Origin of the sequence: Paenibacillus sp. HB172176 (genome assembly GCF_011947265.1) — a bacterium.
Lineage (GTDB): Bacteria > Bacillota > Bacilli > Paenibacillales > Paenibacillaceae > Pristimantibacillus.
Window position 1 is genome coordinate 147,661 of the sequence record NZ_JAATHD010000013.1, and the last position, 19,068, is coordinate 166,728.

Consider the following 19,068-nt stretch of genomic DNA (forward strand, 5'->3'; position numbering starts at 1 on the left):
CAAGCGATTTGCCGATGAAGGACATTGCGTTTCGTTACGGCTTCTCAAGCGTTCACCACTTCTCGAAGATGTTCAAGCAGCATTTCGGTCAGCCTCCATCCCACTTTCGCAAGATGAATTGAGAAGACGTTTTGATAACAGATAAATACATTTTGACAAAGAATTCACCTCCTCGGTTCCTTATAATGAAGGAAACGCACCTTGGTGCCTGGGAGGGAATAAGAAGCATGGGTAACGAAACAACCTACGAACTGAAGAAACAAGTGAAAACGTATGCATCTGCGGATGTCATTGTCATAGGCGGCGGTCCGGCTGGCACGGCGGCCGCGATCAGCGCTTCTAGAAAAGGGAAAAAGGTTATCTTGCTGGAGAAATCGGCGCAGCTTGGCGGCATGGGAACGCTCGGCAACGTTAGCATCTTCATGCCGATCGGCAACGTGACAGGCATCTACCGCGAGCTGATTGCGGAGGTGCTGGAGCAATATTTGCCCGATGTGCATGATGAATCGATCGCACCGCAATATTCGCCGTTCCATCTTCGCTATTATCTGAATGAGAAGATGAAGAAGGAGGGCGTGGAGGTGATCTATCACGCCGAATTCATCAGCGCGGTTCGAGAGGACCGGAAGATCAAAGCGGTTATCGTCTCCACGCGGGAGGGCATATTCGCCTTCGAGGGCAAGCAATTCATCGATTGCACGGGCGATGCGAGAGCGGCGATTGACGCGGGCATTCCTTACTCGACCGGCCGCGACGAGGATGGCTTGACGCAGCCGATGACGCTTATGTTCATGATGCAGAATACGGGCAAGCCTGTGGAGCAGGCGCTGCCGGAGGGCTGCTACCGTTACGAGACGAAGGATGATCTGCCGCAAGGCCGGCATCTCTATTGGGAGCGCAACGGCGACGGCACGCTGCTCGTCAACATGACGCGCGTCAAGGGGAACGGCGCGAAGATCGCGGACATCAACTATGCGGAGACGGAGTCGCTTCGCCAAGCGTTCTCGGTCGCGAATTATTTGCAGCGCAACGGCTTCGAGAACTATGTGCTGTCGCATATTCCGAATCAGGTCGGCGTGCGCGAAACGAATCAGATTCACGGACAATATACACTAACTGAAATGGATATTCTCGAAGGTAAGCGATTCGCGGATGTGGTCGCCCAGACGAATTACGAGATCGACATTCACAGCCCGGACGGCAAGAAGGGCACCGACGAGCGCCATGTCAGCGGCTACGATATTCCGTATCGCTGCATGCTGACTGAGGAGCTCGACAATTTCCTCGTGGCGGGCCGCTCCATCTCGGCGACGCATGTGGCGATGTCCTCGATGCGCGTGCAGCCGACCTGCTACGCGCTCGGTCAAGCGGCGGGCATCGCGGCGTCGCTCGCCATGGACGATGCTTGCACAATCTCCAACATCTCTATAAATGCGCTGCATGAGAATTTGCGCGAGCAGAATGTAGTGTTTAAGAAGTAAGGTATGAGTTTGCGAGAATGGCGAGAGTGATGAGAATAGTGAACTCTGCGAGAACTGCGAGAACTTCCGGGTTGGCGAGAGCGGAAACGCTGATGGCTTCGCTGACTGAATATTATGAATAACGTGTAAAGACGCCTCCAAGGCCGCGTTCCATGATGCGGTTTTGGAGGCGTTTTTCCGGCGTGCAGTTGTAAAGGACATTTGCGACCTTTAGAAGCTCGTTTCAGCTTGCTCAGATTTTTAACGGACATTTGATCCGCTTAGCGGGCTAAATGGGCTGAGCATGTGCCTAATTCAGCCGCTAAGGAGACAAAATGTCCGTTAGAGCAAAAAGAGACTGGAAAAGTCAGCCTAAGGAGACAAAATGTCCGTTACAGCAGTCGCAGGGGCAGGGCAGTCGTAGCTGCACCAGTAGGTGCAGCCGCATCAGCAGGTGCAGTCGCAAATCTGCCGCAATGGTAGATTCAGCATGTTCTGACGGTATTGCTGCTATTGGAGGAGGACGAGGAACGCAGAAGCCAAGGGGTTGTCAAATGCCTGAAGGCGCTCGACAATTATCTGAGCGGTTATACCCCGGACGGAGGCTGGAACGAGGGTCCCCCATTACTGGAATGCGGCGGGAGCCTCATTGTTCGACTGCCTGGAGCTGGTGTATGAAGCCACCGGGGGAAGGTTCAGCGTATTCGAGGAACCTCTTGTCCGCAACATCGGACGCTATATGCGCATATAGCTGGACCTTATTATGTCAATTTCGCCGATGGGGGAACGAGGGTGGACGCCTCTTACGACCTGATTCGCCGCTATGGCAGGAGGATCAAGGATGCCGGATTGAAGGCATTCGGCTCGGCTATGCTGGCGAAGCGGGATTACAAGGACATCAATCATTGGATGCTCTACAGGGAGCTTCAAGAAATCTTGTTGGACTCAGGCGTTGAGAAAAGGGCAAGCAGCCGCCAACGGCAGGCGATGTGTGGCTGGACGGCCTGCAGTTCATGGCTGCCAGAGAAAATCCCGCGAGCGAAGAAGGCTTCTTCCTGGCTTGCAAGGGCGGTCATAATGCCGAGAGCCACAATCACAATGACATCGGCAGCTTTATCGTCTATTGCGACGGAATGCCGATCCTGATCAATCCGGGCGTGGAATTCTATACCGCGAAAACGTTCAGCGCTGCCCGCTATGAGATCTGGACAATGCAGTCTTCCTATCACAACCTGCCAGAGATTAACGGATTTATGCAGAAGGAAGAGACTATCAGGAAGCGAGCGTTCGTTATGAAGCTTCGGAGGAAGAGGTCGGACTAACCATGGATTTGGCCGGAGCCTACCCTGAGGAAGCGGGTGTCGAGAAGTGGGAGAGAACCATTCGATTGCGCAGGAAGGACAAGGCGGAAATTACGGTGACGGATGAATACACGCTGGAGGAACCTTCTCGTTCGATCCACTTGAATTTCATGACGGCTCAAGGATTTGATCTTAAAACGCCAGGGAGGATCGTGTTCGAAGGCGGTGAAGGAACCGATGTGATTCTGGCCTATGATGAGCAGATGTTCGAAGCGGAGGTTCAAACGATCGAGTTAACGGATCCCAAGATTCAGAAGGATTGGGAGCGAGAGTGCCTTTACCGATTGCAGCTCAGAACAGTGTCCGCCTCTCGCTCGAACAAGCTAAGCGTTCGTATAAGCAAAACGCCTCGCTTACCGCTGTAAAGCGGTGAGTGAGGCGTTTTTTTGAGAGTGACGGGAGGAGCTGAGCTGGAATTTGTCCCGTATATTTTCCTGGTTTGGTTAAAATGAAGGATTATGCTGGAATAACTCCCGTTTAATGCGGCGTGTAGGCCCATTTTCGCGATGAGAGGTGAAATATACTGGAGGAATTCCAATATAATGGGCGCTGAAGCCGGATGTGGGATAATATACAGGAGAAATTCCAGTTTATTCTCTGTTAAGATCCTGTCGAGACAATGAGACCCCTTGTCACACCTGCACAGTGACAGGCTCCGCAGGCAGCTCGCCAGAGGCGTTCGGGCCGACCAGAGCATGCTTCTCCCAAGCGCGGCTGCGCCACCGGAAGGTGAAGATAATCGCGCGAATCCATTCGTCCGCGGCGATGGCCAGCCAAATACCGGGTAGCCCCAAGCCGAGCTGAAACACAAACAGGTAGCCGAGCGGCAAGCTCATGCCCATCATCGTAATCATGCCGATCCACAGCGGATACTTCGCATCCCCGGATGCGCGAAGCGAGTTGACGATGACGATGTTGATTGTTCGTCCGGTCTCGAGCACAATGCTGTAGAGCAGCACCTGCGTGCAAAGCCTCAGAATCTCCGCGTCATCGGTGAAGAGGCCGACAATTCGCTCGCGCAACAGGATGACGAGCAGCACGACAATCATCGTCGCGATGCTGGCCGAGCGAACGCTTAGCCATACTCGCCGATAAGCCGAGTCCGGCCGTCCCTCGCCGACGAATCTCCCCACCATAATCGATGTGCCCATCCCTACCGCGAACGCGAACAGATAGATGAACATCGAGATGTTGGAGGCGTACTGCTTCGCCGCGAGAGCGGCATCGCCAAGATAGGTGGCATAGAGCAGGAACACGATCTGACAGCTCTGATACATGACCTGCTCAAGCGCCGAGGGGATGCCGATTTTTAATATTTTGCCAATGTACTCTCTCGACAGGGTCAAGTAATACCGGAAGGCAATTCTGACCTCCATGATGCGATACAGCAGCCAGAAGAATACAACCACGGCAAGCAAGCGGCTGAAAATGGTCGAAATCGCCGCGCCTTCGACGCCCATAGCGGGCATGCCGAAGTGTCCGAAGATCAGGGCGTAATTGCCCGCGATATGAATGACATTCATGCCGAGCGACACCAGCATCGCTTCCTTCGTGAAGCCGTGCACCCGGATGATAGCCGATAACGAGTTAATAATGGCCTGCAGGAAGATGCCGCCGCCCACGATTCGCAGATAGCTCTGCGCATACGCATAGACCTCGCCGTGAAGATTAAGCGATTGAAGAAGATAAGAGTTGAACAGGACAAAGCCTGCGCTGATCATCAAGCCGACCAGGAGATTCATCGTGACGGACAGTGCCGATATCTTCGCCGCCTCGAAAAATTTGCGCGAGCCGATATATTGCGCCACCACGATCGAAGCGCCGTTGCCGATCACCTCGAGCAAGAGCAGCGCAATGGTCAAATATTGATTCGACGCGCCGACGCCGGATACCGCATTATCCGAGATCGCGCTAAGCATGAAGGTATCCGCAATGCCCATGCACATGAATAGAGCAATTTCCAGGAAGATTGGCCACGTCAAGTAGAAGAGCTTAAGCTCCTTTGTTGTGAGTGAAACAGAGGCCTGATCTATGTTGTCTTTCAATTCGTTCACCGTCGCCTTCCCTCAGATGCAAATCAATCGTATCGTAGCACAGAATGCGGACTTTGGCATCTGTAAATATGAGGGGCGGGCGGAAGCGCCAAATTTGCAGGTGTAACCACTTCGATTTTTTGGTATCGTTCTAGATATATACTCAAGTTAGGGGGAATAAAAGTGACGGTTATTTATATGGCGGGAGATTCGACAGTGGCGAATTACGGATCGGAAGCGGCGCCGATGCAAGGGTGGGGGAACAAGCTTCATCTGTTCGTTGGGGACATGTTCCGGATATCGAATCACGCGGCAAACGGAAGAAGCTCCAAGAGCTTTATCGACGAAGGAAGATTGGACGGAATCATGGAGACGATGAAGGAGGGAGATCTGCTGCTCATTCAGTTCGGCCATAACGACAGCAAGGACGACGAGGAGCGGCATACCAGTCCGTGGAGCAGCTACCCGGCTTATCTGCAACAATACATCGATAGAGCAAGAGCGATTGGCGGGCGTCCGGTGCTTATCTCTTCCTTATGCCGCAGGCATTTCGACCGGGACGGATTGCTGATTCAAACGCATGGCGACTATCCCCGCTCGATGGAAGCCTTGGCGGTTCGCGAAGGCGTGCCGTTCGTCGATTTGAACGGTCGAAGCGCGGCGGCGTTCAAGGAAATGGGAGATGAGCGGTCGAGAGCTTGGCTGACTTGGCTAGAGCCTGGCGAGCATCCGAACTATCCGGAGGGCGTTCAGGATAATACGCATTTGAACGAGAGGGGCGCGGAGGCTGTCGCGCGGATGGTGGCGGAGGCATTGATCGGGCAAGGAATGGTCGAATGAAGGTGAACCCGTGACAGAAGAACATGCGCTGCCCCCATTATATCATGAAGCAGACTTCGAGGAATTATGGATCAAACTACGCGATGTCATGCGGATAAGCGAAGCGAGTGAGAATCCGAAATGGCGGGTATCGAACGAAATAAATTCCTACCTGCTTATCGTGGTTAATCGGGAAGAATGGAAATTTACGGTGGACAACCGCTTGCATTTGCTTAAGAATGGTACGATTTTCGTAGGTGTGCCGGGACAGCGAATTGCCTTTATCGGGGACACCGCGAAAGGCGCCGGAGATGGTTATGCACTGTTCTTCGAAATGCAAGGCCGTTCATTCATAAAAGATGCATTACTCCACAAGATAGAAAACAGGCAAACTGCAAGTGTTGTTCCCGAAGCTTCCACAGCCGATTTGCTAAGCTTATGCGAGAAGGCTTATTTCTATTGGAATCATTCTTCTAAGAAGCAAAGGTTTCATAGTCAAGCCGCCTTTCAAGAGATTGTCTATCAGGCGCTATATCCATTCGAAGAGGCACTGGCTCAGGGGGTGGATGAAGCATTTGAGCAAGTCAGACTCTATTTGGACCTGCATTATCATGAGAACCTGTCAATGGAGCAACTGGCCGATAGAGCGGGTGTCAGTCCACGCCATTTCAGGCGAGCATTCAAAACGAAATTTGGTGTAAGTGCAAGTGATTACGTGTCCGATTTACGGATATCGCATGCAAAAAGGCTTATGGCAGCAGCTAAACAACCGGTGTCGAAGGTTGCCGTTCAAGTGGGCTACAAGGAGGAGAGTTATTTTAGGCGGGTATTTAAAAACCGGATGGGCATTTCGCCCGCATCTTATCTAAAGAATTTGCAATTGAAAGTCGCTGCGTACAGTTATCCAAACATTGGCCAACTGCTTCCTCTCGGCATTATCCCCTTTTCTGCGCCGATTGATCAGAGTTGGACGGATGCCTACCGCAGAAAGTATCATACGGAAGTGGTATATCCTCTTCATCATCAGCACGAATTCAATCGTCAAACACTTGCGGCCGCGAAGCCTGATCGCATCCTCGCAATTGACGCTTTCGGATCCGCCGACTTTCAGAAACAATTGGAGGAAATTGCGCCAGCGTTAATTATTCCCTGGCGAACTGAAAATTGGCGAGAGCATTTACGGATGACAGCCTCCTTCCTGCATAAGACACAAGAAGCGGAGGATTGGCTTGCGGTTTACGATAGCAAAGCCGACAAAGTCTGTGTAACCTGGAATCGCTTGATAAGAAACGAAAAGTTGCAAATCATCATGATCGACCGTCTCTATTGCTACGAATGGAAGGCAGGGGGAGGCGAAATGGCTAGGAACATCTTTCCCTTTGAGCCGGCTCGTCATCTAAAGACTTTCATGGATCCCTTGTTCGAGCGAATAAATCCGGAAAACCTACAATTAAGTGAAGCCGATCATATGGTAATGCTGCTCTCCGAAGATCATGTTTCACAATTGACATGGAAAGAATTGCAACGCTCGGAATGCTGAAATCAATCGAAAGCTGTACGGGAGAATAATGTCCACTCTATTTTATTAGGTCCTTGGTTTGAATACACTGCCCATAATCATGAAATGATTCTGAATCAAGCTGTAAATATACTTGTGGGGATAGAGCGTCGAAAGCGATGTCCGAAATGCATATAATACTTGTCCGATTGATTCATATACAGAGAAAGAAAATGACGCTATACTCAATTGTGATAATAATAATCATTATCAATTTTGAGAGGTCAAAGGAGAAATCGGAATGAAGAAAAGATGGCGAATATATGGCTTGTTATTGATGGCGCTAATGACTGCCATATTGGTACTTGGCGCATGTTCGAATGATACAGAACCTGCCGAGACAAGCGGCGGCGTTGCGCCAACTGCGGACACAAGCATACTCGATCCGCAAACCAAAACGTTCGAAGCGGCGAACGGCTCCATAGAAGTGCCGGCGGACCCCCAGCGGATTGTGACGCTAGCGCCAAACTATGCAGGATACTTGCTCGCTCTTGGCGTCACCCCTGTAGGTGTTCCAGAGTTTACGCTGGGAAATCCATATTTGAAAGACGGTTTGGAAGGCGTTGCTAACTTAGGGGCCAATGCGGCATTGGAACCATCAATTGAACAGGTTTTGGCGCTAAAACCCGATTTGATCATTGCTCTTACCGTTGTGAAAAATGTAGACGAGTTAGAGAAGATAGCTCCTGTCGTCACGTTTGATGCTACGGAGGATAATAAAAAAGTGCTGGTTGACTTGGGTAAGTTGACCAATCGGGAGGCGCAAGCCAGTGCTTGGCTTGAACAATGGAATAACAAAATCAATGCAATAAAGCCTCAAGTTGAAGCAGCGGTTAAAGATCGGACGTTCTCGATCATGTATCCATCCGCCAAGGGAGTATATATATTCAGAGAAGGATATGGACGGGGCACGGAGATATTGTATGGCGATTTTGGGCTGAAGATGCCCGATAAAGCTGCACAAACGTTCGAAGAAGGAAAGGGCTTTTCCTTGGTAAGCTTGGAGAGTATGCCGGAATTGGCCGGGGATTATATCATTACTGCGCCATGGCTCGGGGACGCGGCAGGAGCTGACACCGTGTATGACAGTTCAATCTGGAAGGGGTTGCCTGCGGTTAAGGAAGGGCGGGCATTCACAGTGGATTACAATATCTTTACGTTCAGCGATCCCTATTCTTGGGAGGGCCAACTCGACATCATTCTCGACCACCTTCTGCCGGATCGTGACAAGTCAAACGATTAATGCTGTGTAGGAACTAGGATGAAAGGACTTATGGACCAGACTGCTGCTTATAGGCTTTCTTTTGTCTAAAGGGCCAATCGCCGAAACTATCGCTGCTGCGGCAGAGGGAGGGGGTTTACTTTCAAATCCCGGATTTGAGGAGGATGGAGCAGTCTGCCACGATGGATTATTCCCTGCTCACTGTAGGCTTCAAAACAGGAGCAAGCGAGGACTCAGGCACTCTTTATTTTGAAAATACGGGAAGCGTAAACGCAACATTGGATAGTGTCGATTTATTCGAGCTGGATGACACGGTTATTAAAGGTGTGGATATCTCTTTCTTGCCGTTAGTTGAGGCGTATAACGGCCATTATTATGCGAATGGTGTGCGTCAGGATTTCTTCGATATTATGCAGAATCGCGGCGTCAATGCGGTCTTGTCCATGATTTTCGTCGAAGGCGGCAATCCGGTCGAATATCCCGATGGGAACAGCTATGCGGTGCTGGCGGGCTATTTCGACAAGGAGCATACCATTGCGTTAGCTAAGCGGGCCAAGGCGCACAACATGAAGTTCGATGCTTCCTTTCATTACAGCGATTATTGGATGAGTGCTGGCAAGGCTTACAAGCCACAGGCGTGGGAGGATCAAAATCTCGACCAATTGCAAACGACGATGTACAACTATACCTACGATTTTCTGAAGAGCATGGATGATGCCGGCGTTATGCCGGATTTTGTTAAAATGGGCAATGAGGAAAAGGGCATTGTGTGGGATGACGGGAAGATTTGGTCGTCCGGCCGGGAAGGCTTCGCGAAGCTGATCAATGCCTCCTATGCGGCCATCAAAGATGTGTCTCCTTCATTGCAGCCGGATTCGAGGAACGTGACGATTGGCACTTATCGCGGGAATAACAAATACTATTCATGGAATATTCCAGCTTCTTATTTTGTTTCGGGCACGAATACGCTGAATATTTCTGTTGTTAGCGGTTCAAAGGATCAGGTGGTGCATTATCCATTTGACAGGGGAATTCTCACGCCAAAATTGACCGAGTATTGCGAAGTACAGATTTCATAAATTCTGTTTCCACATTGACGTTGGCCATGATTTTCATTTTGCAATTTTTCACATCCAGGCTTTTCAACTGATCTGTAAGGACGACGCCGGTAAAGGGGAGTCCCTCCGGAAGAGCAACCTCAAAAGGATACTCCTTTACTTGTTTCGTAATCGGGCAAACGAAAGCAAAACCAGTCAAATCATTAAAATCTGCTTCAGATAATACGATGGCGGGACGTCTGCCGGCTTGTTCATGTCCTGCCTGTGGGTCAAAGTCAAGCCACACTAGATCACCGCGTTCTGGAATGGTCAAATCAGCTCGTCTCCTTCAATTCCGAGATCGATCTCTTCATGACGCGGTGAAGCTGGCTTCACTTTTGAGAGAAGCATTTTCAAGTGGGCTCGAAGTTCTTCATTCGATTCCAGCGGCTTTATTACGGGACGAAGCAGAAGATCGTTTTCTTGTGTGACGATGATTTGCAGTTCCGCACCTTCTTCCAGGTTAAGACGCTTGAGTAATTGATTCGGAATGCGGATAGCACTGCTGTTACCCCATTTGCTAAGCGTTGCAGTTGTCATCAGTATCATATCCTTTCCTTTTCTTTGGTCCAATTATATCTCACCGCCTTTATGAAGTATATACATATGATATACAAAAATGATTCAATCAATACCATAAAGTTGCCACGAACGATTCGACCGACTGGACCAAACGTTTAAAATATGGGAACATATTATATAACTAAATGTAGCAAAGAGAGGTTGTCTATCATGACCCTGGAAGCGAATTTGAAGGATGTAACATACGGCCCTTACGAACGAAATAAGCTGGATTTGTATCAAACTGCGCATGGCGAAGGAGCAGCTCCGGTCGTCATCTTCTTCCACGGAGGAGGCTATGTGCATGGCGATAAGACGTTGTTCGCGGAAAATCCCTTGCTGCAGGATCTGCTGGATGCGGGCATATCGGTCGTTTCGAGCAACTACAGATTTATAACCGAATATTCGTATCCCGCGCCTATGGAGGATGGCACAAGAGCGATTCAATTCGTTCGTTCGATGGCGAAGGAGTGGAAGCTGGATGAGAATCGCATCGTTACGATGGGCTCATCAGCAGGCGGACATCTGGCGCTCTGGAATGCGCTCAAGGGGGATTTGTCCAGGCCGGAGAGCGAGGATGGGATTGAACGATTTTCCTCGGCTGTCTGCGGCTTTGTCGGGTTCGGAACGCAGGCCTCGAAGGATCAGCGATTCTACGAAGGCATCTACGAGGGACCGCATATCCAGCCGAGGTTAGCGATGTTCTACGGACTGGAGTCCGATGAGGAGCTCTATCTTCCCGAAAACCTGGCAACGGCTTATGAGGCGTCGGCTATTAATCATCTGACGGCTTCCGCGCCGCCGGCTTTTCTAACTTACGCTTACTCGCTCGACGGTCCCCGAATCCCTGCCGACGCGGAAGTCGGCGAGGTCATTCATCACCCGGCTCATGGCTACGCCTTGCAGCAGAAGTACAAGTCCTTCGGCATTCCGTGCGAGCTGAGGCATAAGGACGATCCTCCGAAGGAAGGCGAAATTGTCTCGTTTGTGAAGGGCGTGCTCGAGAAATGCAATAAGGAAGTCGCTTTTTAGTTTTATCCGGCCCGGCAGAGATGCCGGGCTTTCTATATGATTAGATCATGTATTGAGTCATATAGATCATGGCTCCGACCTTCATTAATTGGTAAAATGTACAACTACATCCAATAGGAAGGGTGATCGACGCATATGCTGCAACACTTAGGAAGATGGGGTGGAATCGTATTGCTAATGGCGATGCTGCTTACATCGCTGCCGGGATGTATCTCGAGCTTGGAAGAAGCCGAGGAGGTGACATTGAAGATATTATCGCTCTACGATCAGTCCGAATTGGATTATATAGGGCTTGGAAGCTACTTGAACAAGCATCCGGAGGTGAGTCTGGAATATGTAGACATGCCGGCGGACAGCGTTGACTGGTACGGGGAACTGGAGCAGCGGTTTCTGACAGAGCAGCCGGATATTGTCATCAGTGATTCTCTTTCTTACGGTTTACTGGCTGGGAAGAGCCATTTTTTGAATATGAATACTTATATGGAGAAGGGAGATTATTCTGCCGCTGAACGGAATCCAGCGGTCGAAGAATCGATCAAGCAGCGCGGCAACGGAACGCTGGAAGGTCTGTCTCCTTACTTCCAGAGCAACGTCCTGCTCTATAATGCCGACCTGTTCCAGGCGCATCATATTCAGCTGCCGTCGGATCAGATGAGCTGGGATGAAATTATGGACATGGCGGAGCTCTTCACCTTGGAAGAGGTTGACGATAATCGCGCTTACGGCTATTACGCCGGAATACAGGGGGATCCCCTTAAGTTTGTCGATCAGATGGCGGCTGCAGAGGGCCTCAGCTATATGGATGGGAGCAGAAGAGCGGCCGCTGCGAATTCAGCCGAGTGGAAATCGATCTATGAATCGGCTATCGAGGCTATGCGGAAGGGAGCTCTCTACTTGGGAGAAGCGCTGGAGCGCCAGCCTTCCGCTGATCTTGTGGATATATTCCTGCACGGTGACATTGGCATGGTAATGGGTGGGTATGACGCGGTGCAGAAGCTTGAGAACAGGAAGGTGAGCTTTCAATGGGGATTTGTCACGCAGCCGGTGGCCGAGGGCAATCGTCAAGCAGGGGAGCTTACACCTTGGTACATCTTCTCCATTAATAAAGATTCAGCGCATGCGAATGCGGCGTGGCAATTAATCGATGCAATCAACGGCAAGGAATCGGTTTTGAAGCATGGCGCGTCGAACGGTCTGCTTCCTGTATGGAAGCAGGAGCAAGACGAAGCCGGATTGTCGCTGGCGCCCTTCTACCTCTTGAAGGCGAGAACGGGCAAGGAGACGGCCTTCCGGGAGATGCCGGAAGAGCTTGCGGATGAAATCCGCAAACGACGTTCATCTTATTTCGAAGATGCGTTAATAGGAAAGCTGACCGTCGACGAAGCGCTGGCGGCGACGCAGAGCTCGCTGCAGAGGCTGCTCGCGGCAGCGGACGAGGGGACGGGGTGAGGGGGTGAGGCTCGCTCGGATGAGACCTTACCTGCCGGACTCCCGGGCCATGAGGCGCTTCATCGCCGCCAGCTCTGCGCGATGCTTGTAGCCAAGCACCGCGAGATTGCCTGCCCAAATCCAGAGGATGGCTGGAGGAAAGCCGCGCAGAACCAAGTAGCAGCCCAGCATAAGCATGCCGGCCAGCACCTGCAGTCCGTCGGCGGCGGTGCGCGCCAGCTTGCCCTTGCTCCATGTCCGAACGACGAACAGCAGGATGGCCATCATAACCGCATAAGCAAGCGCGGCCTCGAACCTCGTCAACGCGCTCCAGACGCCGAAAGTGACGGCGATTGCTTTGCCGCCCTTCCCTCTCAGGAAGGGCGAGAAGGCATGCCCGAGAATGGGCGCGAGGGCGGCTCCAATCAGCGCGTTCCCGTCCAGCATGCTCACGGCCCAGAGTACGGGCAAGAAGCCTTTCAGGAAATCCAGCGCAATCCCCGCGAGCCCCAGCTTGAATCCTGACGATTTCCATAGATTGATGGCGCCGGGATTGCCGTCTCCAACCTCCGTGATTCGCTTCTTCGCCAGTCTTCCCAGCAGGTAAGAGAACATAAGCGACCCGGAGAGAAAGCCGCAGAGAGCCACAACAACCGCCATGCCGATTCCAGGTCCGTAACCCATTGCGTTCATCATGGGCGCGCCCTTCCCTTCACCTCAATCTGCCGTCCTTTCCATACCACCTTGCGAAGCACGACAACCTGATAGAGAGACAGGAGCATAATGAGGACAAAAAACAGCGAGGACAGCATATGCAGCGCCGGCATAAGCAAGCCGAACGCGCCCGATCGCCGGTTGAAATATGTGATTTGCAGCATATACAGCAGATAGCCGAAGAGCAGCGGCCATGCGTAAGAGCTCCCAATGAAGAAGGGCATGGCGCATGACGCGAGCAGCCCGATCGTCCATAATGCGGTTGGGAGAATCGTCCAGGGGCTAAGCGTCGCGGTGCTGAGTACGGCGCCTTTGCTGAAGCCCTCCAGCTCGCTGCGAATGCCATGAGGATACATGCGAAACGATACCAGACCTGCTCCGAGATAGTTGTTGACAGGAATGCCGGCGTCCATAAAGGCTGATCCAAGAAACAGGTCGTCGAGCACCTCCGAGCGGATGCCGGCATGTCCGTTCACGCGGTCGTAATCCTCTCGAGAGGCGACAATGCAAGCCCCATAGAGTCCCTTGCGGGGATTGCTCCGCTCGAAGGGCGAGGTGAAGGCGAATACGCCCAATAGATTGGTAATCATCGCGAGCTTCTCATACAGCTTCTCCGCTGTATGGAAAGGGACGACTGAGATGACGCCTCCCGTCCGCTTTCTGGCGTGAAGCAAGGAAGAGAGCGCCTGAGGGGCAAGGCGGATATCCGCATCGAGGAACACCAGCACCTCTCCTTTGGAATAGGCGTACCCGGTCCAGATGGCCCAGTTCTTGCCTGTCCATTCCGGCGGCGGAGGGCTTCCCTCGACGACGGTCGCCCCGAAGCTCTCGGCAATTTCCCTCGTACGATCCTCGGAGCAATCATCGATGACAATGACTTCGAGCGGCTCCAGCGTTTGCAGGCGAAGAGAATGCAGCAGATGGGGCAGATTGGCCTCTTCATTGCGGGCAGGAATCAGGACGGTCACTGTGGGAGGGCGGCGCGCTGGCATCGCGTCAGTTGCTTCGCTTATTTCCAAGCTATTATTTCGGAACAGGACAAATCCGCACAGGCACAAAAAAGCGAACACAACAGCCAGCACAAGCTCAGCAATTCCCACGCTCATCACTCCTTGCTTGATCTGTGGACAAGTCATACTCTCATCTCATGTCATTTATATATATGTATTCGCAGGTGGACAAATTCCCAACGCTGCAAACGGACAAGTATCGACATCCTCTCGACATATTCATGTTCTAATATAAAAAGGTATTATGTCGATGATATTTAAATAGGACAACATGCGGCCCGCGGAGCTGCATGTACATGATAAAAATCGAAAAGAGGCAGACGATGAAACGCATATTGATTGTCGAGGATGAAGTGAATATCGCCAGAGTGCTCAATCTGTATATTCGGAAGGAAGGCTATGAGACGCTTGTCGTGCATGATGGTCTTCAGGCGCTGGAAGCGTTCGAAAGCTTTCAGCCGGCGCTTGTGCTGCTGGATATTATGCTGCCCGGCATGAACGGCTGGGAGGTGCTGCAGAGTATACGACAACGCCATTCCTGTCCGGTTATTCTGTTAACCTCTTTGACGAAGACCGAACAGAAGCTTCAAGGACTTGGCGACGGCGCGGATGATTATATTACGAAGCCCTTCGTCGGCGAAGAGGTCGTCGCGAGAATCAAGGCTGTGCTTCGGCGCACCTCCGCCATGCTCGAGAAGGAGCATGTCCGTTATTACGGCTCTTTGAAGGTGGACTTCCAGTCTCATCAGATTTATTTGAACGGAGCGGAAATCTTCCTCAGCCCGAGAGATTTAGCCGTATTCCTGGTGCTGGCGGAACGGCCGAAGCAGGTTTTCTCAAGGGAGCAGCTCATTGAGCAGGTATGGGGAATCGACTACGAGGGGAGTGACCGAGCTGTGGATTTGGCGATCAAGCGCATTCGCGGCGCTCTTGAGAATTGGAAGAGCTCGGAGGGAGAGATCAAGACTATGCATCGCATTGGCTATCAGTTCATTGTCTATGAATAAGGGGAAGAAGCAAGAGAGAATCGGACTATTCTATCACTGGACCCGCGCCTATTTCCTGAATTTGCTTGTGGGCGTTATTATTATCGCGCTGATCGCGCTGCTTTGGGTAAGGCATACGACCAAGGAGCAAAATCTGGAGAACGTGAAAATCGTGGCGCAGGAGCTTGCCGCTCAAATGTTCACGGAGAATGGGCAGATGATCGGCGATCGCATGATCGACCAGACCTCCAAGCGAATCTTGCGCGTTCTGGATATGGATGCGCAGGTCTTTACCATTGTCATGGACAATCAGCGAAACCAGGTGTTTCCGTTAGGAGGTCCTTTGCAGGGAGGGAGGCAGTCTCGGGGAGTCGGCGAGGCAGGTCAATCCGAGGGAAGAGGGCAGTCCCAAGCCGTCGGCGGGGCGGATCAGCCTCAAGGTGAATCGCAGCTTCCCAGGCTTAGCGGAGATTTGCCTCCGATCGGCCCTATTCTGTTGAATCTATTAAAGCCAATGCCGATAGCAAACGAGCTGCAAGCATTCAACGAACATGTAGCGGGATATGGCGATATTCATTGCGTGCTAATGCCTTTGTATGACAATGGACAGTTTAAGGGCGAGATCCTGCTTGCCATTACGGACAGCATGGCATCCCAGGTGAAGTTCAATTATTCATTCCTTCTCTCCTTGCTGCTTGGTATGCTATTGCTCGGTTGGGGAACGATTTATTTCCTCACAAAACGAATGGTGCGACCGTTAGTTATCGTAGCGGAGACTGCGAATGCGCTAAAGGACGGCAACTATGATGTCGAGGTCAAGGCGGCGGATATGAAGGAGAAAGAGCTGTATGACATGATGGACTCCATCGGCACCATGGCGGAGCGGCTCAAGCATATGGAGCATCTGAGAACCTTGCTGTTCGCAGGGGTGACGCATGAACTGAAGACGCCGATTGCTTCCGTCAGCGGACTTATACAGGCAGTTCGGGATGATCTGGTTCAGAATGAGGAGCGGGACGAATTTCTCAGGCTTTCCATTCAAGAGACGGAGAGGCTGGAGCGGATGGTCGAGGATTTGCTCGATTTTAACGGCTTCGCGACGGGCGCGTTGACGGTGCGTTCGGAACGCATCGATCTGCTGGTATTCGTCAGCGAAGTGGTGCATCAATGGAAGATGGCGGATGAAGATCACTTGAAGCTGGAGGTCGTCGTGTCGGTAAAGGGCGAATCCTTGATTGTAACGGGGGACGCCATGCGCACGCAGCAAATTTTGGTCAATCTGATGAATAACGCTTATCATGCGATGCAGAAAGAGGAGCGCAGAAGGCTGGAGGTCGTTCTCTATAATCATGGAGAAGGCTTCGCTGGCATCGACATCTGCGACAGCGGCGGAGGCATACCGCAAGAAGACATCCCGTATATCTTCGAACGCTTCTATCGGGGCGAGAAGAAGCGATATGCCACGCGCGGACTCGGCCTGGGCCTGCCGTACTCCTTGATGCTGGCCAAGGCGCAGCGCGGCAATCTCTACTTGAATCGCTCTTCGCCGGAAGGGACGACGTTCACCTTGTTATTGCCCTTTCAATCATAGGGCGTTTATCTGCATTCTTTGGGATTCATGCGGGCGTGCGATGATCTCCGGCATTTTGTGACTTGCACAGCCTAATAGACTGCAATTCGGTCGCCAAACATAGTTCTGTTCTGAACCGGATTTCCCGTAATGTAGACCTTTCTTAAAGAAGAAATCTCACCTAGCGGGTTCAGATTGGATATCGCATTATTTTCTACGTGCAGTATCTCCAGCTGTGTCCAGCCTTTGATGAAATCAAGCGTTTGGATGGAACTGTTCTGCAAGGTAAAGGAACGTAGCCCCGTTAATCCTTCCAAGTAGGGGGTTATCCGTTCCAAATCCTCAACATGACTGTTATCGAGCAAGAAATACGAGTTATTTAGATTCAACTGCTCCAGTGTGCCGTTATCAAAAGCAGCCTCTCCCTCCACCTGTAACGTGCACTCCAAACATTCAAGTGCTGTTACGTTCAATAGTTGAAACAGTTCCCGAGTCTCCCCGTAAAAGGACGTCTCGCTGGCGTTCAATATTCGCAGCTTCGGCAGCCGATTCAATTCCTTCACCTGAGAAAAGCTGCCTGACTCCAGCAATGAAAGCTCAGATAGCTGCGGGAACCGTATTAAATCGCCGCCGCTGATCCCGTCGCTGTTGAGAGTAACGGTTAGGTTACGGACAGCGGGCGCATGAAGGAGCGGCACGAAGGAGGAGGGCAGCACCGCTTCCGTTACACGGGGAAGGTTGAGCGCTGGCGCCGTGCTATAGTAACCGGAGATGGCAAGCGAAGACAACGAACTCAGGCTGTTGATTACTTGCAGCGTCTCCTGCGCTCCCGCATCCGCAAGCCTTAGCTTGGTAAGTGACGTTCTGTTCCGCAATGGCTCCAGACTAACAAGGCTGACCTGATTGACATCCAGAGCATGCAGCTTAGGCATGCTGGCTACAAAGTCGAGCGTCCTCAAATTCCGCACGCCGTCAAACGTTAACTCTCGCATTTGGCTGAGCGCATACAGACTGCTGAAGTCGGTCGCTTCACTGGCGCCGATGCTTAACGATTCCAGAGAAGGAAGCGTGGACAACCAGCCCAAATCGTCTACCGTTGTAACCGAAAGTGAACGTAGCGGCAGCTGCTGCAATAATTGAAAGTCGGTAACCGATTCATCAACATACGTGATGCTTAAATTCTGCAGATTAGGAAATTCAAGCAATCGCGCCATTTCGTCATTACTGCGTATCTGAGTTGTTAATTGCTGAATGCGGCTTTTGTCGCCGAAATAAGAGGCGAACATATGGAAGGATTCGTTGAAGCCGGACGAATAACTTTTCATATTCTTCATATGACTGAAGCTCATGTCTCTCGTCTGGGTTATTTCATACTCCCCATTTAAGTCCAGCCCAGTCAGACCCGAAAACGCCTCGAAGTCCTTCTGTTCAATTCGCTGGGTATTCAGCACTTTGTCTGTCACGACATATTCTTTCCATTCCGGCAGCTCGTTTGTGAACGGATCGTCGAAGCTGTACCTGAACCTCCATCGGTCATCCACTTTATCCACGGATAAAAAACGGATGCTGCCAAGTTCCTCCAACGACGGCGCAGCCTCCGTCTTATCAAAGATGTCTCTCAGGAAGAGCTGCAAAACTTCGCTTTCCGGCTCTGTCCGCACGACATGGGGCTCGCTTGCGCCTCCTCCACTTCCCTGACTGGCGAAAATCCATATAAAATAAACGGTAAGAGCCAGAACCAGCAAACCCGCTAGCAAGCCTTTCCGTTTCGGTTTCAGCCTGGGGGGGCTGGTTGGAACAGCTGTCCCGTGATAATGGTGAACCGACTGATCTACATGGTATACGTTATTCTCCTGGAGCAACAGTTCTGTCTCACAGAACGGACATTTGAACAGCCGTTTCCCTTTTGGCTCTATCTTTCCATTGCAATTTGGGCATTTCAGTTGAATAAATGCCACTGGACACCTCCCGCTTTTGTAAAAATAAAGTTCTCCTCTTATACGCAGCAGCCTGGAGTTGGTAACAAGCCGCTCTAAAGAGAATTGACCGTTTTTGAACGGGTCTAGGGGCCATCTCCACTAGCGGAAATCAACTAAAGTATAACACAGCCTGACTTCATATAGACTGGACAGTGAAAAGTTCTCGTCAAAAAATGGACACATGGTAAAACAACCCAATCAAGCGAATCTGTGATATCCTTACGGTTCCTACGCCGGA

At 51.4% G+C, this 19,068-nt stretch carries 19 protein-coding genes; 13 read left to right on the forward strand and 6 right to left on the reverse strand.

Annotation, left to right across the window (positions count from 1 at the left end; translation table 11 throughout):
• The first annotated feature begins 14 nt into the window (after window positions 1–14).
• The 5 genes from HFP08_RS17260 to HFP08_RS17280 all read left to right on the forward strand — a co-directional run bounded on the left by HFP08_RS17260 (window position 15) and on the right by HFP08_RS17280 (window position 3,186).
• The gene (locus HFP08_RS17260; RefSeq protein ID WP_240941532.1) at window positions 15–122 is read left to right on the forward strand and encodes a helix-turn-helix domain-containing protein; all 108 of its coding nucleotides are present in this window, start codon (window positions 15–17) and stop codon (window positions 120–122) included.
• Between the two features lie 105 nt (window positions 123–227).
• Window positions 228–1,481, forward strand: a complete 1,254-nt coding sequence (locus tag HFP08_RS17265) for an FAD-dependent oxidoreductase (protein WP_168121849.1) — start codon at window positions 228–230, stop codon at window positions 1,479–1,481.
• Window positions 1,482–1,964: 483 nt separating this feature from the next.
• Complete coding sequence (locus HFP08_RS17270) at window positions 1,965–2,138, forward strand: hypothetical protein (RefSeq protein WP_168121850.1); 174 nt, start codon at window positions 1,965–1,967, stop codon at window positions 2,136–2,138.
• Between the two features lie 335 nt (window positions 2,139–2,473).
• Window positions 2,474–2,782: a heparinase II/III domain-containing protein gene (locus HFP08_RS17275; RefSeq protein ID WP_168121851.1), complete on the forward strand. Its 309-nt coding sequence runs from the start codon at window positions 2,474–2,476 to the stop codon at window positions 2,780–2,782.
• Between the two features lie 2 nt (window positions 2,783–2,784).
• Window positions 2,785–3,186, forward strand: coding sequence for a hypothetical protein (locus HFP08_RS17280; protein WP_168121852.1), 402 nt, complete (start codon window positions 2,785–2,787; stop codon window positions 3,184–3,186).
• 267 nt (window positions 3,187–3,453) lie between these two features.
• Here HFP08_RS17280 and HFP08_RS17285 read toward each other — a convergent pair whose 3' ends face one another.
• A complete protein-coding gene (locus HFP08_RS17285) occupies window positions 3,454–4,875 on the reverse strand; it encodes an MATE family efflux transporter (protein WP_240941524.1) in 1,422 nt (473 codons plus the stop codon).
• Between the two features lie 162 nt (window positions 4,876–5,037).
• Here HFP08_RS17285 and HFP08_RS17290 point away from each other — a divergent pair, with 162 nt between their 5' ends.
• The 4 genes from HFP08_RS17290 to HFP08_RS17305 all read left to right on the forward strand — a co-directional run bounded on the left by HFP08_RS17290 (window position 5,038) and on the right by HFP08_RS17305 (window position 9,532).
• The gene (locus HFP08_RS17290) at window positions 5,038–5,694 is read left to right on the forward strand and encodes a rhamnogalacturonan acetylesterase (RefSeq protein ID WP_240941526.1); all 657 of its coding nucleotides are present in this window, start codon (window positions 5,038–5,040) and stop codon (window positions 5,692–5,694) included.
• 10 nt (window positions 5,695–5,704) lie between these two features.
• Window positions 5,705–7,213 carry a helix-turn-helix domain-containing protein gene (locus tag HFP08_RS17295; RefSeq protein ID WP_168121853.1) on the forward strand — a complete coding sequence of 503 codons (1,509 nt, stop codon included), beginning with the start codon at window positions 5,705–5,707 and terminating at the stop codon, window positions 7,211–7,213.
• 259 nt (window positions 7,214–7,472) lie between these two features.
• Window positions 7,473–8,474: an ABC transporter substrate-binding protein gene (locus tag HFP08_RS17300; protein ID WP_168121854.1), complete on the forward strand. Its 1,002-nt coding sequence runs from the start codon at window positions 7,473–7,475 to the stop codon at window positions 8,472–8,474.
• 143 nt (window positions 8,475–8,617) lie between these two features.
• Complete coding sequence (locus HFP08_RS17305) at window positions 8,618–9,532, forward strand: glycosyl hydrolase 53 family protein (protein ID WP_168121855.1); 915 nt, start codon at window positions 8,618–8,620, stop codon at window positions 9,530–9,532.
• Here HFP08_RS17305 and HFP08_RS17310 read toward each other — a convergent pair.
• Window positions 9,489–9,824: a type II toxin-antitoxin system PemK/MazF family toxin gene (locus HFP08_RS17310; RefSeq protein WP_168121856.1), complete on the reverse strand. Its 336-nt coding sequence runs from the start codon at window positions 9,822–9,824 to the stop codon at window positions 9,489–9,491. The genes HFP08_RS17305 and HFP08_RS17310 overlap by 44 nt on opposite strands.
• The gene (locus tag HFP08_RS17315; protein WP_346768743.1) at window positions 9,821–10,090 is read right to left on the reverse strand and encodes an AbrB/MazE/SpoVT family DNA-binding domain-containing protein; all 270 of its coding nucleotides are present in this window, start codon (window positions 10,088–10,090) and stop codon (window positions 9,821–9,823) included. Before HFP08_RS17315 ends, HFP08_RS17310 begins: the two co-directional genes overlap by 4 nt.
• Window positions 10,091–10,282: 192 nt before the next feature.
• Between HFP08_RS17315 and HFP08_RS17320 the strand changes: the two genes are divergently transcribed.
• Both HFP08_RS17320 and HFP08_RS17325 read left to right on the forward strand, forming a co-directional pair.
• On the forward strand, window positions 10,283–11,143 hold the full coding sequence (locus HFP08_RS17320; protein ID WP_168121858.1) for an alpha/beta hydrolase: 861 nt from the start codon (window positions 10,283–10,285) through the stop codon (window positions 11,141–11,143).
• Between the two features lie 135 nt (window positions 11,144–11,278).
• On the forward strand, window positions 11,279–12,592 hold the full coding sequence (locus HFP08_RS17325) for an extracellular solute-binding protein (RefSeq protein ID WP_168121859.1): 1,314 nt from the start codon (window positions 11,279–11,281) through the stop codon (window positions 12,590–12,592).
• A 27-nt stretch (window positions 12,593–12,619) separates the two neighbouring features.
• Here HFP08_RS17325 and HFP08_RS17330 read toward each other — a convergent pair whose 3' ends face one another.
• Window positions 12,620–13,267: a glycerol-3-phosphate acyltransferase gene (locus tag HFP08_RS17330; RefSeq protein ID WP_346768744.1), complete on the reverse strand. Its 648-nt coding sequence runs from the start codon at window positions 13,265–13,267 to the stop codon at window positions 12,620–12,622.
• Window positions 13,264–14,391 (reverse strand): glycosyltransferase family A protein, encoded by a 1,128-nt coding sequence (locus HFP08_RS17335; RefSeq protein ID WP_206109274.1) that lies wholly within the window; start codon window positions 14,389–14,391, stop codon window positions 13,264–13,266. The genes HFP08_RS17330 and HFP08_RS17335 overlap by 4 nt, the downstream gene beginning before the upstream one ends.
• A 227-nt stretch (window positions 14,392–14,618) precedes the next feature.
• Between HFP08_RS17335 and HFP08_RS17340 the strand changes: the two genes are divergently transcribed.
• The gene (locus tag HFP08_RS17340) at window positions 14,619–15,302 is read left to right on the forward strand and encodes a response regulator transcription factor (RefSeq protein WP_168121860.1); all 684 of its coding nucleotides are present in this window, start codon (window positions 14,619–14,621) and stop codon (window positions 15,300–15,302) included.
• Window positions 15,295–16,872 (forward strand): sensor histidine kinase, encoded by a 1,578-nt coding sequence (locus HFP08_RS17345; protein WP_168121861.1) that lies wholly within the window; start codon window positions 15,295–15,297, stop codon window positions 16,870–16,872. The genes HFP08_RS17340 and HFP08_RS17345 overlap by 8 nt, the downstream gene beginning before the upstream one ends.
• Window positions 16,873–16,943: 71 nt before the next feature.
• Here HFP08_RS17345 and HFP08_RS17350 read toward each other — a convergent pair whose 3' ends face one another.
• Complete coding sequence (locus HFP08_RS17350) at window positions 16,944–18,809, reverse strand: leucine-rich repeat domain-containing protein (protein WP_168121862.1); 1,866 nt, start codon at window positions 18,807–18,809, stop codon at window positions 16,944–16,946.
• Window positions 18,810–19,068 lie beyond the last annotated feature (259 nt).